Annotated in this window: 15 protein-coding genes; 3 read left to right on the top strand and 12 right to left on the bottom strand. The window is 72.1% G+C overall.

What is annotated here, in order from left to right:
* Nucleotides 1-48: 48 nt before the first annotated feature.
* The 11 genes from yajC to pgsA all read right to left on the bottom strand — a co-directional run bounded on the left by yajC (nucleotide 49) and on the right by pgsA (nucleotide 9,125).
* Nucleotides 49-606, bottom strand: coding sequence for a preprotein translocase subunit YajC (gene yajC / locus ABZT12_RS10435; RefSeq protein WP_356380512.1), 558 nt, complete (start codon nucleotides 604-606; stop codon nucleotides 49-51).
* A gap of 165 nt (nucleotides 607-771) precedes the next feature.
* The gene (gene ruvB / locus ABZT12_RS10430; protein WP_356380509.1) at nucleotides 772-1,842 is read right to left on the bottom strand and encodes a Holliday junction branch migration DNA helicase RuvB; all 1,071 of its coding nucleotides are present in this window, start codon (nucleotides 1,840-1,842) and stop codon (nucleotides 772-774) included.
* Between the two features lie 10 nt (nucleotides 1,843-1,852).
* The gene (gene ruvA, locus ABZT12_RS10425) at nucleotides 1,853-2,458 is read right to left on the bottom strand and encodes a Holliday junction branch migration protein RuvA (RefSeq protein WP_356380506.1); all 606 of its coding nucleotides are present in this window, start codon (nucleotides 2,456-2,458) and stop codon (nucleotides 1,853-1,855) included.
* A complete protein-coding gene (ruvC, locus tag ABZT12_RS10420; protein ID WP_356380503.1) occupies nucleotides 2,455-2,994 on the bottom strand; it encodes a crossover junction endodeoxyribonuclease RuvC in 540 nt (179 codons plus the stop codon). The genes ruvA and ruvC overlap by 4 nt, the downstream gene beginning before the upstream one ends.
* 133 nt (nucleotides 2,995-3,127) lie before the next feature.
* The gene (locus ABZT12_RS10415; RefSeq protein WP_356380500.1) at nucleotides 3,128-3,880 is read right to left on the bottom strand and encodes a YebC/PmpR family DNA-binding transcriptional regulator; all 753 of its coding nucleotides are present in this window, start codon (nucleotides 3,878-3,880) and stop codon (nucleotides 3,128-3,130) included.
* A 48-nt stretch (nucleotides 3,881-3,928) separates the two neighbouring features.
* Entirely contained in the window at nucleotides 3,929-4,534 is a 606-nt protein-coding gene (gene pdxT, locus ABZT12_RS10410) for a pyridoxal 5'-phosphate synthase glutaminase subunit PdxT (protein WP_356380497.1), read from the bottom strand.
* Between the two features lie 6 nt (nucleotides 4,535-4,540).
* Nucleotides 4,541-5,455, bottom strand: a complete 915-nt coding sequence (gene pdxS / locus ABZT12_RS10405) for a pyridoxal 5'-phosphate synthase lyase subunit PdxS (RefSeq protein ID WP_356380494.1) — start codon at nucleotides 5,453-5,455, stop codon at nucleotides 4,541-4,543.
* A gap of 115 nt (nucleotides 5,456-5,570) precedes the next feature.
* The gene (locus ABZT12_RS10400) at nucleotides 5,571-6,113 is read right to left on the bottom strand and encodes a hypothetical protein (RefSeq protein WP_356380491.1); all 543 of its coding nucleotides are present in this window, start codon (nucleotides 6,111-6,113) and stop codon (nucleotides 5,571-5,573) included.
* Nucleotides 6,114-6,322: 209 nt separating this feature from the next.
* Nucleotides 6,323-7,483, bottom strand: a complete 1,161-nt coding sequence (locus ABZT12_RS10395) for a glycosyltransferase family 4 protein (RefSeq protein ID WP_356380488.1) — start codon at nucleotides 7,481-7,483, stop codon at nucleotides 6,323-6,325.
* Complete coding sequence (locus tag ABZT12_RS10390; protein WP_356380485.1) at nucleotides 7,480-8,391, bottom strand: phosphatidylinositol mannoside acyltransferase; 912 nt, start codon at nucleotides 8,389-8,391, stop codon at nucleotides 7,480-7,482. The genes ABZT12_RS10395 and ABZT12_RS10390 overlap by 4 nt, the downstream gene beginning before the upstream one ends.
* Entirely contained in the window at nucleotides 8,388-9,125 is a 738-nt protein-coding gene (pgsA, locus tag ABZT12_RS10385) for a phosphatidylinositol phosphate synthase (protein ID WP_356380865.1), read from the bottom strand. The genes ABZT12_RS10390 and pgsA overlap by 4 nt, the downstream gene beginning before the upstream one ends.
* Before the next feature lie 229 nt (nucleotides 9,126-9,354).
* On the opposite strand from pgsA, the gene ABZT12_RS10380 reads away from it, so the two are divergent.
* On the top strand, nucleotides 9,355-11,562 hold the full coding sequence (locus ABZT12_RS10380; RefSeq protein WP_356380482.1) for an elongation factor G-like protein EF-G2: 2,208 nt from the start codon (nucleotides 9,355-9,357) through the stop codon (nucleotides 11,560-11,562).
* A gap of 185 nt (nucleotides 11,563-11,747) precedes the next feature.
* A complete protein-coding gene (locus tag ABZT12_RS10375) occupies nucleotides 11,748-13,409 on the top strand; it encodes a hypothetical protein (RefSeq protein ID WP_356380479.1) in 1,662 nt (553 codons plus the stop codon).
* Nucleotides 13,410-13,452: 43 nt separating this feature from the next.
* On the opposite strand, the gene ABZT12_RS10370 is transcribed toward ABZT12_RS10375, so the two are convergent.
* On the bottom strand, nucleotides 13,453-14,001 hold the full coding sequence (locus ABZT12_RS10370; RefSeq protein ID WP_356380476.1) for an HIT domain-containing protein: 549 nt from the start codon (nucleotides 13,999-14,001) through the stop codon (nucleotides 13,453-13,455).
* Between the two features lie 80 nt (nucleotides 14,002-14,081).
* On the opposite strand from ABZT12_RS10370, the gene ABZT12_RS10365 reads away from it, so the two are divergent.
* Nucleotides 14,082-14,738 (top strand): potassium channel family protein, encoded by a 657-nt coding sequence (locus ABZT12_RS10365; RefSeq protein WP_356380473.1) that lies wholly within the window; start codon nucleotides 14,082-14,084, stop codon nucleotides 14,736-14,738.
* Nucleotides 14,739-14,743 lie beyond the last annotated feature (5 nt).

Genomic DNA, 14,743 nt, shown 5'->3' with positions numbered 1-14,743 from the left:
TGGAGCGCGGGGCGCGAGCGGGTCGCGCCCCGCGCCCCCGGGACGTGACTACTTCGCGTCGGTGTCGCCGTCGGTCTTCTTCGGCTCTGCGTCCGTCTTCTTCAGCTCCGCGTCCGTCGTCGGCTCGGCGGCCGTCTTCGGCTCGGTGACCTCGTCGACCGGCTCGCCGGTGGCGTCGGCCGGTCCGTCGGCCGCGTCCTTCTTACCGAGGTCGATGGGCTTGTCGTCGGAGGCGACGGAAGCGTCGGCGGCGGGCTCGTCGGTCTCGGTGAGGGAGGAGGCGTCGTCCGGGACCAGGCCGGCGTCGGCCTTCAGGTCGTGCTCGATGCCGTGGACGATGCGGTTGTACTCGTCGTCGGTGAGGACGGCGCCGATCGAGTTCTTCGCGAAGAGCAGCTCGACGCCGGGACCGGCGTCGAGGAGAACCGTCTCGTCGTTGACCTCCTTGACCGTCGCGAACATGCCCCCGATCGTGCGGACGCCGGTGCCGGGCTGCATGTCGTTGCGCATCGTCGCGGCCGCCGCTTGCTTGCGCTTGGCGGAGCGGGTCATCAGGAACATGGCCCCGATGAGCACGATGAACGGGAGGAGGGTCAGGATATTCACGGGACGGAGTTTCCTTCGCACGACCGGGCGGGGAGCGGCCTGGTGGATGGGGGTGGGTCGGCGCCGCCCACAAAGGCGGCATCGGCGGAGTCTAGGCGAGTCCGCACCGATGGAACAACGCTCAGCATGGCACCGGGGTTCCGCACCCGGCCACTGTCCCTGCCGTCACGCCCCGAACAGGTCCTGTTGTCCGGTTCCCCCGTTTGACGAGCCGGGCGGGGTCAGGCCGAGGTGCGCCCACGCGGCGGGCGTCGCGACCCGCCCGCGCGGGGTGCGGGCCAGCAGTCCCTCCCGTACGAGGAAGGGCTCGGCGACCTCCTCGACGGTCTCGCGCTCCTCCCCCACCGCGACGGCGAGCGTGGACAGGCCCACCGGGCCGCCGCCGAACAGCTTGAGCAGGGCTTCGAGGACTCCGCGGTCGAGCCGGTCGAGGCCGCGGGCGTCGACCTCGTACACCTTGAGGGCGGCTCCGGCGATCTCCCGGGTGATGAAGCCGTCGGCCTTGACCTGCGCGTAGTCCCGTACGCGGCGCAGCAGCCGGTTGGCGATACGGGGGGTGCCGCGGGAGCGGCCGGCGACCTCGGCGGCGGCGTCGGCGGCGATCTCGACGTCGAGCAGGTTCGCCGAGCGGTGGATGACGCGCTCCAGCTCGGCTGGCTCGTAGAACTCCATGTGGGCCGTGAAGCCGAAGCGGTCGCGCAACGGGGGCGGCAGCAGGCCCGCCCGGGTGGTGGCGCCGACCAGGGTGAACGGCGGCAGTTCCAGCGGGATCGCGGTGGCGCCGGGGCCCTTGCCGACGATGACGTCGACGCGGAAGTCCTCCATCGCCATGTAGAGCATCTCCTCGGCGGGCCTCGACATGCGGTGGATCTCGTCGAGGAAGAGGACCTCGCCCTCCTGGAGGGAGGAGAGGATCGCGGCGAGGTCACCGGCGTGCTGGATGGCGGGGCCGCTGGTGATGCGGATGGGGGCGCCCATCTCGGCCGCGATGATCATCGAGAGGGTGGTCTTGCCGAGGCCCGGGGCGCCGGAGAGCAGCACGTGGTCGGCGGTGGCACCACGCGCGCGTGCGGCGCGCAGGACCAGGTCGAGCTGTTCGCGGACCTTCTCCTGGCCGATGAACTCGTCCAGGTCCTTGGGGCGCAGGGCGGCCTCGACGGCCTGGTCCTCGCGGTCGGCGACAGAGCCCACGAGCCGCTCGGGGGCGGTCTCTTCGGTCGTGTCGTCCCAGTTCACTCACGTTCTCCTAGCGGGCGCGGTTCAGGGTCTGCAGGGCCGCCTTCAGCAGCCGGCCCACCTGGGGCGGCCCCGCGGCGGCCTCGGCCTGCGGTGCTACGGCGGCCACGGCCTCGTCGGCCTCGCGGGTGGCGTACCCGAGGCCGACCAGGGCGGCGTGCAGCTGCTCGCGCCAGCCGTCGGTGACCGGGGTGCCGACCGCGGGGGCGCCGACCGGGGCGCCGAGCCGGTCCTTGAACTCCAGCAGCAGCTTCTGCGCGCCCTTCTTGCCGATGCCGGGCACCGCCATCAGCGCCTTCTCGTCACCCGCGGCCACCGCCCGGCGCAGGGCGTCCGGCGTGTGGACGGCCAGCATCGCCTGGGCGAGCCGGGGGCCCACGCCGGTCGCGGTCTGGAGCAGCTCGAAGATCTGGCGCTCGTCGTCGTCCACGAAGCCGTACAGGGTCAACGAGTCCTCGCGGACGACGAGGGAGGTGGCGAGCCGGGCGGGCTTGCCGAGCCGGAGCGTGGAGAGCGTGTTCGGCGTGCACTGGACGGCCATGCCGACGCCGCCGATCTCGATCACCGCGGTGTCGGGAGCGAGGGCGGCGACCGTGCCGCTGACGAAGGCGATCATGCGGGGCGGCCTTTCGGTGCTGTGGCCGCGTGCCGGGCGACGGCCTGCTGGAGTCGGTTCTGCGCGGGGGCGCGCCAGATGTGGCAGATGGCGAGGGCGAGGGCGTCGGCCGCGTCGGCCGGCTTGGGGGGCGCGTCGAGCCGGAGCAGGCGGGTGACCATGGCGCCGACCTGAGCCTTGTCGGCGCGTCCGCTGCCGGTGACGGCGGCCTTGACCTCGCTGGGGGTGTGCAGGGCGACGGGGATGCCGCGCCGGGCGGCACAGAGCATGGCGACGGCGCTGGCCTGGGCGGTGCCCATCACCGTCCGGACGTTGTGCTGGCTGAACACCCGCTCCACGGCGACGAGTTGGGGGCGGTGCTCGTCCAGCCAGGCTTCGATGCCCTGCTCGATCGCGACGAGCCGCAGCCCCAGCTCGGCGTCGGGCGGAGTCCGTACGACGCCGACGCCCACCATCGTGAGCGGCCGGCCCGCGACGCCTTCGACGACTCCGACACCGCACCGGGTCAATCCCGGGTCGACGCCCAGTACCCGCACTTCGGCCCCCTCGTTCGCTCTCCCCCGGCCGCGGCCGGGGGCTTCCCCCGATTCGAGCAGGCTATCGGGTGCCACTGACAGAGCGACGGGCCGACAGGGTGTGTCCCGTCGGCCCGTTCGGCTTGTCGGCGGCTCAGGCGTCGACCTTCTCCATGACTTCGTCGCTGACGTCGAAGTTGGCGAAGACGTTCTGGACGTCGTCGCTGTCCTCCAGGGCGTCGATCAGCTTGAAGATCTTCCGGGCACCGTCCTCGTCCAGCTCGACCTGCATGGTCGGGACGAAGTTGGCGTCGGCGGAGTCGTAGTCGATGCCGGCGTCCTGGAGGGCGGTGCGGACCGCGACCAGGTCGGTGGCCTCGGAGAGGACCTCGAAGGACTCACCGAGGTCGTTGACCTCCTCGGCGCCAGCGTCGAGCACCGCGCCCAGGACGTCGTCCTCGGCGAGCTCGCCCTTGGGGACGATGACGACGCCCTTGCGGTGGAAGAGGTACGAGACGGAGCCGGGGTCGGCCATGTTGCCGCCGTTGCGGGTCATGGCGACGCGGACGTCGGAGGCGGCGCGGTTGCGGTTGTCGGTGAGGCACTCGATGAGCACCGCGACACCGTTCGGGCCGTAACCCTCGTACATGATCGTCTCGTAGTCGGCGCCGCCGGCTTCGAGGCCGGCCCCGCGCTTGACCGCGGAGTCGATGTTCTTGTTCGGGACCGAGCTCTTCTTGGCCTTCTGGATGGCGTCGAACAGCGTCGGGTTGCCGGCCGGGTCGGCACCGCCGGTCCGGGCCGCGACCTCGATGTTTTTGATCATCTTCGCGAAGAGCTTGCCGCGCTTGGCGTCGATCACGGCCTTCTTGTGCTTCGTCGTAGCCCATTTAGAGTGGCCGGACATCTGCCTGTCTCCTTCGCGTAACCCAACTCTTGACGAACCCCAGAGATCCTACAAGGACTCGGCAGTCCGGTTCGCGCGCACCATGTCGACGAAAAGGGAGTGCACGCGGTGGTCGCCGGTCAGTTCGGGGTGGAACGAGGTGGCGAGCGCGTTGCCCTGGCGGACCGCGACGATGTGGCCCTCGTGCTCGGCGAGCACCTCGGTCCCGGCACCGACGGACTCCACCCAGGGGGCGCGGATGAAAACGCCCTCCACGGGGGTGCCCGGAACGCCTCGGACGGCGACCGCGGCCTCGAAGGACTCGTTCTGCCGTCCGAAGGCGTTGCGGCGCACGATCATGTCGATGCCGCCGACGGTCTCCTGGCCCGAGCGCGGGTCGAGGATCTTGTCGGCGAGCATGATCATGCCGGCGCAGGTGCCGTAGACGGGCATGCCGGCGCGCACGCGGGCGCGGAGGGGGTCCATCACTCCGAAGAGGACGGCCAGCTTGGAGATGGTGGTGGACTCGCCGCCGGGGATGACCAGGCCGTCCACCTCGGCGAGTTCCTCGGGGCGCCGGACCGGCCTGGCCACGGCGTCGGCCGCGGCCAGGGCCACGAGGTGCTCCCGTACGTCGCCCTGGAGGGCCAGGACGCCTACGACAGGGGTGCTCATGGGTGACTACCAGCCGCGGTTGGCGTAGCGCTCGGCCTCGGGGAGGGTGTCGCAGTTGATGCCGACCATGGCCTCGCCGAGGTTGCGGGAGGCGTCCGCGATGATCTTCGGGTCGTCGTAGAACGTGGTGGCCTTCACGATGGCGGCGGCGCGCTTCGCCGGGTCGCCGGACTTGAAGATGCCGGAGCCGACGAAGACGCCCTCGGCGCCGAGCTGGCGCATCAGGGCCGCGTCGGCGGGGGTGGCGACGCCGCCCGCGGAGAACAGGACGACCGGGAGCTTGCCGAGTTCGGCGACCTCCTTGACGATCTCGTACGGGGCGCGCAGTTCCTTGGCGGCGGCGTACAGCTCGTTGTTGTCGTAGCCGCGCAGGCGGGCGATCTCGTTCTTGATCTGGCGCAGGTGGCGGACGGCCTCGACGACGTTGCCGGTGCCGGCCTCGCCCTTGGAGCGGATCATGGCCGCGCCCTCGGCGATCCGGCGCAGGGCCTCGCCCAGGTTGGTGGCGCCGCAGACGAAGGGGGTCGTGAAGGCCCACTTGTCGGAGTGGTTGACCTCGTCGGCCGGGGTGAGGACCTCGGACTCGTCGATGTAGTCGACGCCGAGCGACTGAAGGACCTGGGCCTCCACGAAGTGGCCGATACGCGACTTGGCCATCACGGGGATGGAGACCGCGCCGATGATCTCCTCGATCATGTTCGGGTCGGACATCCGGGCCACGCCGCCGTCCTTGCGGATGTCGGCGGGGACCCGCTCCAGGGCCATGACGGCCACGGCACCGGCGTCCTCGGCGATCTTCGCCTGCTCGGCGTCGACCACGTCCATGATCACCCCGCCCTTGAGCTGCTCGGCCATGCCGCGCTTCACGCGCGCGGTGCCGGTCTCGGGAGTCTGGGCGGAGCTGTGGAGCGTGCTGGACACGGGGCGACCTCACTCGGTGGAAAAGGGGTTTCTGCACTTCCGAGGAAACGCCCGAGGCGCAGGCCACAGCAAGGGCCAATGAACAGCCGGTGGATCGTTTTCGAACCGCTGTGCCCTACGCGGCCCGGTCGACCAGGGCCGCCGGAGGCTCGTCGTCCATCTCGAAGGCCATCGGGAACGGGGCGTGGCCGGCCAGCCGGAACCAGCGCACCTTGCGGTGCCGGCGCAGGGCGCGGGCGGCCCGTACGGCGTCGTTGTGGAAGCGACGCGCCATCGGCACCCGGCGTACGGCCTCGGTGAGTTCGTGGGCCGCGGCCTCTCCTCCGGGCGCCTCGCGGACCCCCTCCACCTGCGGGGCCTCGGCGAAGACGGCGCGCAGGGCCTGGCTCAACTCGCTCTCGGCGAACTCCCGTTGCTCCTCCTCGGCCTGCCGCGCGGCGTGCGCGGCCTCGTAGAGGACGATCGAGGCGGCCGGGTCGAGGACGCCGGAGGTCGCCAGTTCCTGGGCCACCGAGGCCCGGCGCAGCAACTGTGCGTCGAGGGCGGCGCGCGCGGCGTCGATCCGGACGTGCAGCCGGTCGAGCCGGCCCGCGCTCCAGCTCAGGTAGAGGCCGATCACGACGAGGGCGACGAGGATCCAGATCAGGGTTGCGGTCACGGGCGGCAAGGCTACCGGGCCGCTCCGCTGGGGTTGGGCGGGTGTCGTGCGGGGCGTTGGAGCAGGGCGCTGATGCGGGCGTCCGGGGGCTGCCGCCCCCAGGTCCCCGCTCCGGCCTGAACGGCCTCGTCCTCAAACGCCGGACGGGCTGGGAGGAGGCGCTCGCCCCGGCCACCGGGCGGGGGCCGCCACCCCCAGGCCCCCGGCTGTCAGTCCCGGGCCAGGCCGAACCGGGCCCGCAGGCCGGTGCGTTCGTCCGTGGCCACCGCCGCCGCCCCGGCCGTCACCGTCTCGTACACGGACAGGATGTCGGCCCCGACGGTGGACCAGTCGAACCGCCGGACGTGGGCGCTGCCGCGGCGGCGCAGCTCGCCCCGCCGTTCGGGGTCGCCCAGGAGCCGTACGGCGGCCTCGGCGAGCGCGTCCGCGTTCTCGTTGGCGAACAGTTGGCCGGCGGCGCCCTGGTCGAGCACCTGGGCGAACGCGGCGAGGTCCGAGGCGAGCACCGGCGCCCCGGCCGAGAGCGCCTCCACGAGGACGATCCCGAAGCTCTCGCCGCCGGTGTTCGGCGCGACGTAGAGGTCGATGCTGCGCAGGAGGCGGGCCTTGTCCTCGTCGCTGATCATGCCGAGGAACTCGACGCGCGAGCGCAGTTCCTCGGGCAGCGTCGCCACGGCCTCCTCCTCGTCCCCGCGCCCGGCGACCAGCAGCCGGGTCCCCGGGCACTCGGCGAAAATCCTCGGCAGGGCCCTCATGAGCACCGGCAGGCCCTTGCGGGGCTCGTCGATCCGCCCGATGAACCCGATGGTGCCGCCCTGCCACTCGGGCTTCGGCTCGGCCCGGGCGAAGAAGTCGACGTCGACGCCGTTCGGGATCACCACGGCGTCCCCGCCGAGGTGTTCGACAAGGGTGCGGCGGGCGTACTCGCTCACGGCGATCCGCGCGCTGATCTTCTCCAGGGCGGCCTGGAGGATCGAGTACGCGGCGACCATCGCCCGGGAGCGCGGGTTGGAGGTGTGGAAGGTGGCGACGATGGGCCCCTGCGCGGCCCAGCAGGTGAGCAGGCCGAGCGAGGGCGCGGTCGGCTCGTGGATGTGCACGACGTCGAACTCCCCGTCGTGCAGCCAGCGCCGCACCCGGGCCGCGGAGAGGAACCCGAAGTTGAGCCGGGCCACCGAGCCGTTGTACGGCACCGGCACCGCGCGCCCGGCGGAGACGACGTACGGCGGCAGTGGGGTGTCGTCGTCGGCGGGTGCCAGGACGGAGACGTGGTGGCCGAGCCGGACGAAGTACTCGGCGAGGTCGCGGATGTGGAACTGGACGCCGCCGGGGACGTCCCAGGAGTAGGGGCAGACGATGCCGATTCTCACGCGGGCCCCTTGCCGGGATCGAGGTCCGCGAGCCACAGCCGCTGGAGCATGTGCCAGTCCTCCGGGTGGTCGGCGATGCCGGTGGCGAAGGTGTCGGCGAGCGCCTGTGTCATGACGGACGTCTTCTCGGTCCGGTCGCCCGACCCGGGGACCTCGACCGGCGGGTGCACGCGCCCCTTCATGACCGGCGACGCGTCGTACCAGAGTGTCACCGGCAGCAGCAGGGCGCCCGTCTGCTGGGCGAGGAGGGCGGGTCCGGCGGGCATCCGGGTGGCCTCGCCGAAGAACTCCACCTCGACGCCGGAGGCCGACAGGTCACGCTCGGCGACCAGGCAGACCACGCCGCCGTCGCGCAGCCGGCGGGCGAGGGTGCCGAAGGCGGTGCCGCCGCTGTGCGGCAGCACCTCCATGCCGAGGCCCTCGCGGTAGGCGACGAACCGGTCGTAGAGCGTCTCCGGCTTGAGGCGTTCGGCGACCGTGGTGAACGGTGTCTCCAGGGCCGTGGTGAGCCAGGCACCCGCCAGGTCCCAGTTGGCCAGGTGCGGCAGCGCGAGGATGACGCCCCGGCCGGCGGCGATGCCGTCGGTGAGATGGTGCAGGTCCTTGGCCTCGAAGCCGGCCCTGATCCGCTCGGCGCTCCAGGAGGGAAGCCGGAAGGACTCCATCCAGTAGCGCAGGTAGGAGCGCATACCGGCCCTGGAGAGCTCGGCGAGGCGCTCTGGGCCGGCGTCGGGCACCACGCGCGCGTAGTTGCTCTCCAGCCGCAGTACGCCCTTGCCGCGCCGCTTCCACGTGAGGTCGGCGATGGTGCGGCCGAGCCGTACGGCGACCGGTTCGGGGAGCTTCTTCACCGTCCCCCAGCCGAGGCCGTACAGCGAGTCGGTCAGCCGCTCGCGGGCACCGCTCACTGGGCGGCCTCGCTGCTGTGCCGGCCGGCGGCCTCCCGCTCGTCGGCAGCGTCGGCCTCGGCGGACTCCCGGCGGACCGTGACGACCCGCTGGACGAGCGTCACCAGGCTGCCCACGGCGACGATCCACAGGGCGCCCGGCAGCAGCCACTGGATGCCCGGTACGCCGAACTTGTGCAGACCGGCGAGACCGGCCGCGACCAGGGAGATCACCAGTCGTTCGGCCCGCTCGACGAGTCCGTTGACCGCCACCGGCAGTCCGATCGACTCGCCGCGCGCCTTGGTGTACGACACCACCTGGCCGCTGGCCAGGCAGAAGATCGACACCGCGCACAGGGCGATGTTGTCGCCGCCGCCCGCGTACCAGAGCGCCAGGCCGCCGAAGACCGCGCCGTCGGCGACCCGGTCGAGGGTGGAGTCGAGGAAGGCACCCCACCGGCTGGACCGGCCGAGCTGACGCGCCATGTTGCCGTCGACGAGGTCGGAGAAGACGAAGAGCGTGATCACGACCGTGCCCCAGAAGAACTCGCCCATGGGGTAGAAGACCAGCGCGCCCGCGACGACTCCGGCGGTGCCCAGGAGCGTGACCGTGTCGGGGCTGACGCCCCGGCGGATCAGAAACGCGGCGAACGGTGTGAGGACACGCGTGAAGAATGCACGCGCGTACTTGTTCAGCATGGCCTTCCCGAGGTTCGGTGTGGCCGCGCGGCCCCTGCTGGCCACCGGCTGGCCCATCGTAGCCACGCGCGCGTACGGGCGGCGGAGGGGCACCGGCGGACGAGGGCCCCGGACCGCGTCCGGCCGGGGTCCCAGGAGCGCGATCACGTCCGCCGTATGGACGCACCGTGACCGGAGTGGAAAGCTCGAAGAACAGCGGGCGTCACCGGAGCCGCACCGCACGGGGGGTCCGCGCATGTCCGCGCCACAGTCCTGATCGACCTCACCGTGTACGGGAGGCAAGGCCATGGGCGACAAGGCGAACGCACACCCCGGAGCCGCCGGCAGGGCGACAGCGGCCGACCACCCCACGTCCGTACGGAACGTGGTGCTGGTCGGCCACTCCGGATCGGGCAAGACCACGCTGGTGGAGGCCCTGGCGCTGACCGCTGGGGCGGTGAACAGGGCGGGCCGCGTGGAGGACGGCGGCACCCTCTCCGACTATGACGAGATCGAGCACCGGCAGCAGCGCTCGGTCCAGCTCTCCCTGGTCCCCGTCGACTGGGACGGATACAAGATCAATCTTCTCGACACCCCCGGGTACGCGGATTTCGTCGGCGAACTGCGGGCCGGTCTGCGAGCGGCGGACGCGGCCCTCTTCGTCGTCTCGGTCTCCGACGGCGTGGACGGCTCCACCCGGATGCTGTGGGAGGAGTGCGCCGCCGTCGGCATGCCGAGGGCCATCGTCGTCACGCACCTGGAGTCCGCGCGCGCCGACTTCGACGACATGACGCGGATCTGTGCCGAGGCCTTCGGCGGCGACGACCCCGACGCCGTACTGCCGCTCTATCTGCCGCTGCACGGCCCGCAGGGGCCCGACGGGCACGCGCCCGTGTCGGGTCTGGTCGGGCTGCTGTCGCGGACGTTGTTCGACTACGCCTCCGGGGAGCGCCGGGAGTCCCAACCCGGCGCCGACCAGCTGCCGCGGATCGAGGAGGCCCGCAACCGGCTGATCGAGGGGATCATCGCGGAGAGCGAGGACGAGACCCTCATGGACCGTTATCTCGGCGGCGAGGAGATCGACTTCAAGACGCTCGTGCAGGACCTGGAGCGGGCCGTGGCGCGCGGCACCTTCTTCCCGGTCCTGGCCGCCGCCCCCGCGGCCGAGGGCGCCCGTCAGGGCCTCGGCACGGTCGAGCTCCTGGAACTGGTCACCGGCGGCTTCCCGACCCCCCTGGAGGGCACCGCCCCGACGGTCACCGCGCCGGACGGCCGGGCGGGCCGGTCGCAGCCCTGCGATCCGGCGGGCCCCCTCGTCGCCGAGGTCGTGAAGACCGCCTCCGACCCGTACGTCGGCCGGGTCTCCCTCGTCCGCGTCTTCTCCGGCACCCTGCGCCCCGACGAGACCGTGCACGTCTGCGGGCACGGCCTCACCGACCCGGGCCACGAGAGCCGCGCCCTGCACGAGGTCGACGAGCGCGTGGGCGCCCTCTCCTCGCCGTTCGGCAAACACCAGCGGCCCCTGACGCACTGCATCGCGGGCGACCTCGCGTGCGTGGCCAAGCTCGGCCGCGCGGAGACCGGCGACACCCTCTCGGCCAAGGACGAGCCGCTGCTCATGGAGGCGTGGGAGATGCCGGACCCGCTCCTGCCGCTCGCCATCCGGGCCCACAGCAAGGCCGACGAGGACAAGCTCTCGCAGGGGCTGGGCCGGCTGGTCGCCGAGGACCCCACCATGCGGCTGGAGCAGAACCGGGACACCCACCAGCTCGTCCTGTGGTGCCTGGGCGAGGCGCACGCGGACGTCGCCCTGGAACGGCTGCGCAGCCGCTACGGCGTCCAGGTCGACGTGGTGGCTCACGCGGTCTCCCTGCGGGAGACGTTCGCGGCCAGGTCGGCGGGGCGCGGCCGGCACGTCAAACAGTCGGGCGGGCACGGGCAGTTCGCGATCTGCGAGATCGAGGTCGAGCCGCTGCCGGGCGGTTCGGGCATCGAGTTCGTGGACAAGGTCGTCGGGGGCGCGGTGCCACGGCAGTTCATCCCGTCCGTGGAGAAGGGTGTCCGGGCCCAGGCGGCGCGGGGCGTGGCCGCCGGCCATCCGCTCATCGACGTCCGGATCACCCTGCTCGACGGCAAGGCGCACTCCGTGGACTCCTCGGACGCCGCGTTCCAGACGGCCGGCGCGCTGGCGCTGCGGGAGGCCGCGGCCGACGCGCGGATCCATCTCCTCGAACCGGTGGCGGAGGTGACCGTGCTGGTCGGTGACGACTACGTGGGCGCCGTGATGAGCGACCTGTCGGGACGGCGCGGCCGGGTGCTGGGCACCGAGCAGCGGTCCGGCGCGCGCACCCTCGTACGGGCCGAGGTGCCCGAGATCGAGATCGGCCGGTACGCCGTCGACCTGCGGTCCCTGTCGCACGGCACGGCCCGCTTCAACCGCTCCTACGCACGGCACGAGCCGATGCCCCAGCAGGTCGCCGACCGGATCCGCCAACAGGCGCACGCCGGGGCGTAGTCGGCGACGGGCGGCGCTCGGCACGCGTGTGCGGAACGGTTGTTCCCGCGTCGGCGGCCCGCTTCGGCGGTCCGCCGACGGATGTCGGTGGCGACGGATACCCTGATCACCTGATCAACAGGTGTGCGGAGCAAGGAAGTCGGGAAGGCCGCAGGAGCGAGGGCGGCGGCGATCGGGGGCGGGTAATGACCGTTGACGGCGGTTACGCGAATTTCTTCGGGCCACAGGTCCCGCTCGCGGGCGACGGCGGCCAGACGCCGACGTTCGCGCTGGCCTCGGCGGCCTACCGCGACAGCCCGGTCGCGGAGATCAAGAAGGCCGACAACGAATGGCACCAGACGGCCGTCAAGGCCGGCCGCGGCTGGGCGACGATCTTCCGCCCCAACCTCGGCGAGGCCTTCTCCGCCGCGGTGGTCGCCCGCATGCTGGGCCCCGGCCGCAAGCCGCTCATCCAGTCCTTCGGCACCGAACCCCAGGCCGTGGTCGAGCACTGCCTCGCGGCGAACAACATCCGCCGGGACCGCGACAACAGACTGTCCATGATCATGGTGCTGTTCGGTCTGGTCTTCCTGCCCGGACTCATCATCTGGCTGCTCATCTTCCAGCTGCGCAGCCTGGTCTCCAAGGGCACCAACAAGCGGGCCGGCGCCCTCGCCACCACCCTGCTCCTGGCGGTGGGCGTCCTCGCCGTCGTCTTCCTGATCCGGATGCCGTTCGGCGGCTTCTGGGCCTGGTACGGGCGCGCGTGCGTCGTCGCCCCCGTGGCCGGCTGGGTGTGGGCCAAGCGGATCTGCGAGCGCACCGCGCACGACCTGCGCAGCCGCTGGGACAGCCTCCTGTCCGGCAGCAGCATCGGCGCCAAGGTGCCCGAGGCGGTGCCGAGCAACCCCGGCGAGACCGCCGCCGAGCAACTGCGCCAGTCCCTCGCCAAGCTCAGCGCGGAGCAGCAGTCCAACGCGGTCTTCTACGCCGGCCCCAAGGGGATACTGGGCATGGGCACCCGGTGGGGCAGCTGGCAGCTCGCCGAGGACCTGGTGGCCCGGGACGCCGACCGGGAGATCCACCCCTTCCGCAGCTGGGACGTCATACGGTCCATCCACGACCGGCTGCGCATGCTGGAGCGCAACACCCTGCACACCGGCGGCTTCCCCAAGCCGTCCGTGCGCCACTGGATCGTCTCCCCGATCGGGGAGAACGCGGGGGCGGTCTCCCGGCCCGAGGGCACCGACGTCGAGGCCTACCAGATCAAGTCGCACGCCATACAGGACATCTGCAACAAGCAGCAGTTCGGCAGCGGTGAACGGCACTACCTGGGCGTCCAATGGACGCTCTGGGACGGCCAGTTGGTCATCACCATGCTGATCACGGTGACCGTGCTGCACGAGACGCTGCGCATCGAGGTCACCGGCCACGCCCTGGGTCCGGTCAACCCGCTCTTCACCACCAAGCCGTCGGCTCCCACGAAGTCCGTGCAGAAGACCTTCAAGCCGTGGGAGAGCCGCTCGGTCAAGCTCCCGCTGGTCACCAGCGACGAGGTGGTGCGCCTCGCGGTGCGCGCCCCGATCACCTGGTACCCGCCCCTGCTGAACTGGCTGGGCGGTTCGATCAGCCTGCCCGAGCCGTTCGGCCTCCGGCACGCCTGGGCCGACCAGCCCTGGCGCCACCGCTTCATGGCGGACGACGCCCTGCGCGCCGCGACCCCCGTGCTGCGGGTGGTGCACGCGGCGGCGATACGCGTCCTGGCGGAGAACGGCGTGGACACCGAGAAGTTCGGCGCCCGCTCGTCCTTCCTCAGCGGCGCGGTCCAGGACCCGTCGCCGAGGAAGGCCGACCTCTACGACGCGTAGCGTCCGCGGGGCGCTGCCGGACCGGCGGGACGGGCCGTGCGGCTCACGCCGCCGGCCACGCCTCCGCCAGCATCTTCCGTGTGTCGGCGAGGAGTTGGGGCAGCACCCGGGTGTGGCCGACGACCGGCATGAAGTTCGTGTCGCCGCCCCAGCGCGGGACGATGTGCTGGTGGAGGTGGGCGGCGATGCCCGCGCCCGCCACCCCTCCCTGGTTCATGCCGATGTTGAAGCCCTGGGCGCCGGACGCGGTGCGCAGGGCGGTCATCGCCTGCTTGGTGAGAGCGGCCAGCTCGACCGTCTCGGCGTCCGTGAGGTCCGTGTAGTCCGCGACATGGCGGTAGGGCACGACCATCAGATGGCCGCCGTTGTACGGGTACAGGTTGAGGACCGCGTACACCTGCTCGCCGCGCCTGACGATCAGCCCGTCCTCGTCGGACTTGGCCGGGATCGAGCAGAACGGACACCCGTCGTCGGCCCCGGGGCCGGTGGGCTTGTTCTCGCCCTGGATGTAGGCCATCCGGTGGGGCGTCCACAGGCGCTGGAACGCGTCCTGCGTCCCCACTCCGATCTGCTGCTCCGGCTCACTCGTCATGCGGGAAAGCATATGGCTTCGCCCGTTCGCGCCGTGGAGCCGGGGCTGCGCACAGGGCCGTCCCGGGCCAAGCTGGGCCGATGGACCACGACAGCCGCAGCGCACGCTGGGAACGGCGCACCGAAGTGCCCCTCGCCGTGGCGTCCCTGGTCTTCCTCGCGTCGTACGCGGTCCGGGTTCTCGGGCACGGGCTGCCGCGGGCGCTGTACGACCTGTGCGCGGCCCTGCTGCCGGCCGCATGGGCCCTGTTCATCGTCGACTACGCCGTGCGCTGGCGGCTCAGCGGAGAGCGGCTGCGCTTCGTACGGACGCACTGGCTGGACACGCTGGTGGTGATCCTGCCGCTGCTGCGCCCGCTGCGGATCGTGCGCGTCTACGAGGCCGTGCAGCGCCGGCACGGCGAGCCGCGGCTGGCGCTGCACGCACGCGTGATCGTCTACGCCGGGCTCTCCGCCCTGCTGCTCGGCCTGGCCGGCTCGCTCGCCGTCTACCAGCAGGAGCACACCGCCCCGGGCGCGACCATGCGCACCTTCGGCGACGCCGTCTGGTGGGCCTGCGCGACCTTCTCCACCGTCGGCTACGGCGACGTCGTCCCCATCACGCCCATCGGGCGCCTGATCGCGGTCGGCATGATGTTCATCGGCCTGGCCCTCCTCGGCGCGGTGACCGGCACGTTCGCCTCCTGGCTGCTCCAGGTTTTCAGCCGGGAGGACGACGAGAGGCGCCCGGGGAGCTGAACTCC

This window comes from Streptomyces sp. NPDC005423, assembly GCF_040606415.1.
Lineage (GTDB): Bacteria > Actinomycetota > Actinomycetes > Streptomycetales > Streptomycetaceae > Streptomyces.
The sequence above is the reverse complement of the archived record's forward strand: the minus strand, read 5'-3'. Positions and strand labels throughout refer to the sequence as shown.

Bases quoted from the DNA above. Each gene is read 5' to 3' on its own strand.
- ruvA (WP_356380506.1), bottom strand. From the start codon at position 2,458: ATGATCGCCTTCGTCAGCGGCACGGTCGCCGCCCTCGCTCCCGACACC.
- ABZT12_RS10415 (WP_356380500.1), bottom strand. From the start codon at position 3,880: ATGTCCGGCCACTCTAAATGGGCTACGACGAAGCACAAGAAGGCCGTG.
- pdxT (WP_356380497.1), bottom strand. From the start codon at position 4,534: ATGAGCACCCCTGTCGTAGGCGTCCTGGCCCTCCAGGGCGACGTACGG.
- pgsA (WP_356380865.1), bottom strand. From the start codon at position 9,125: ATGGGCCAGCCGGTGGCCAGCAGGGGCCGCGCGGCCACACCGAACCTC.
- ABZT12_RS10380 (WP_356380482.1), top strand. From the start codon at position 9,355: ATGGGCGACAAGGCGAACGCACACCCCGGAGCCGCCGGCAGGGCGACA.
- ABZT12_RS10375 (WP_356380479.1), top strand. From the start codon at position 11,748: ATGACCGTTGACGGCGGTTACGCGAATTTCTTCGGGCCACAGGTCCCG.
- ABZT12_RS10370 (WP_356380476.1), bottom strand. From the start codon at position 14,001: ATGACGAGTGAGCCGGAGCAGCAGATCGGAGTGGGGACGCAGGACGCG.
- ABZT12_RS10365 (WP_356380473.1), top strand. From the start codon at position 14,082: ATGGACCACGACAGCCGCAGCGCACGCTGGGAACGGCGCACCGAAGTG.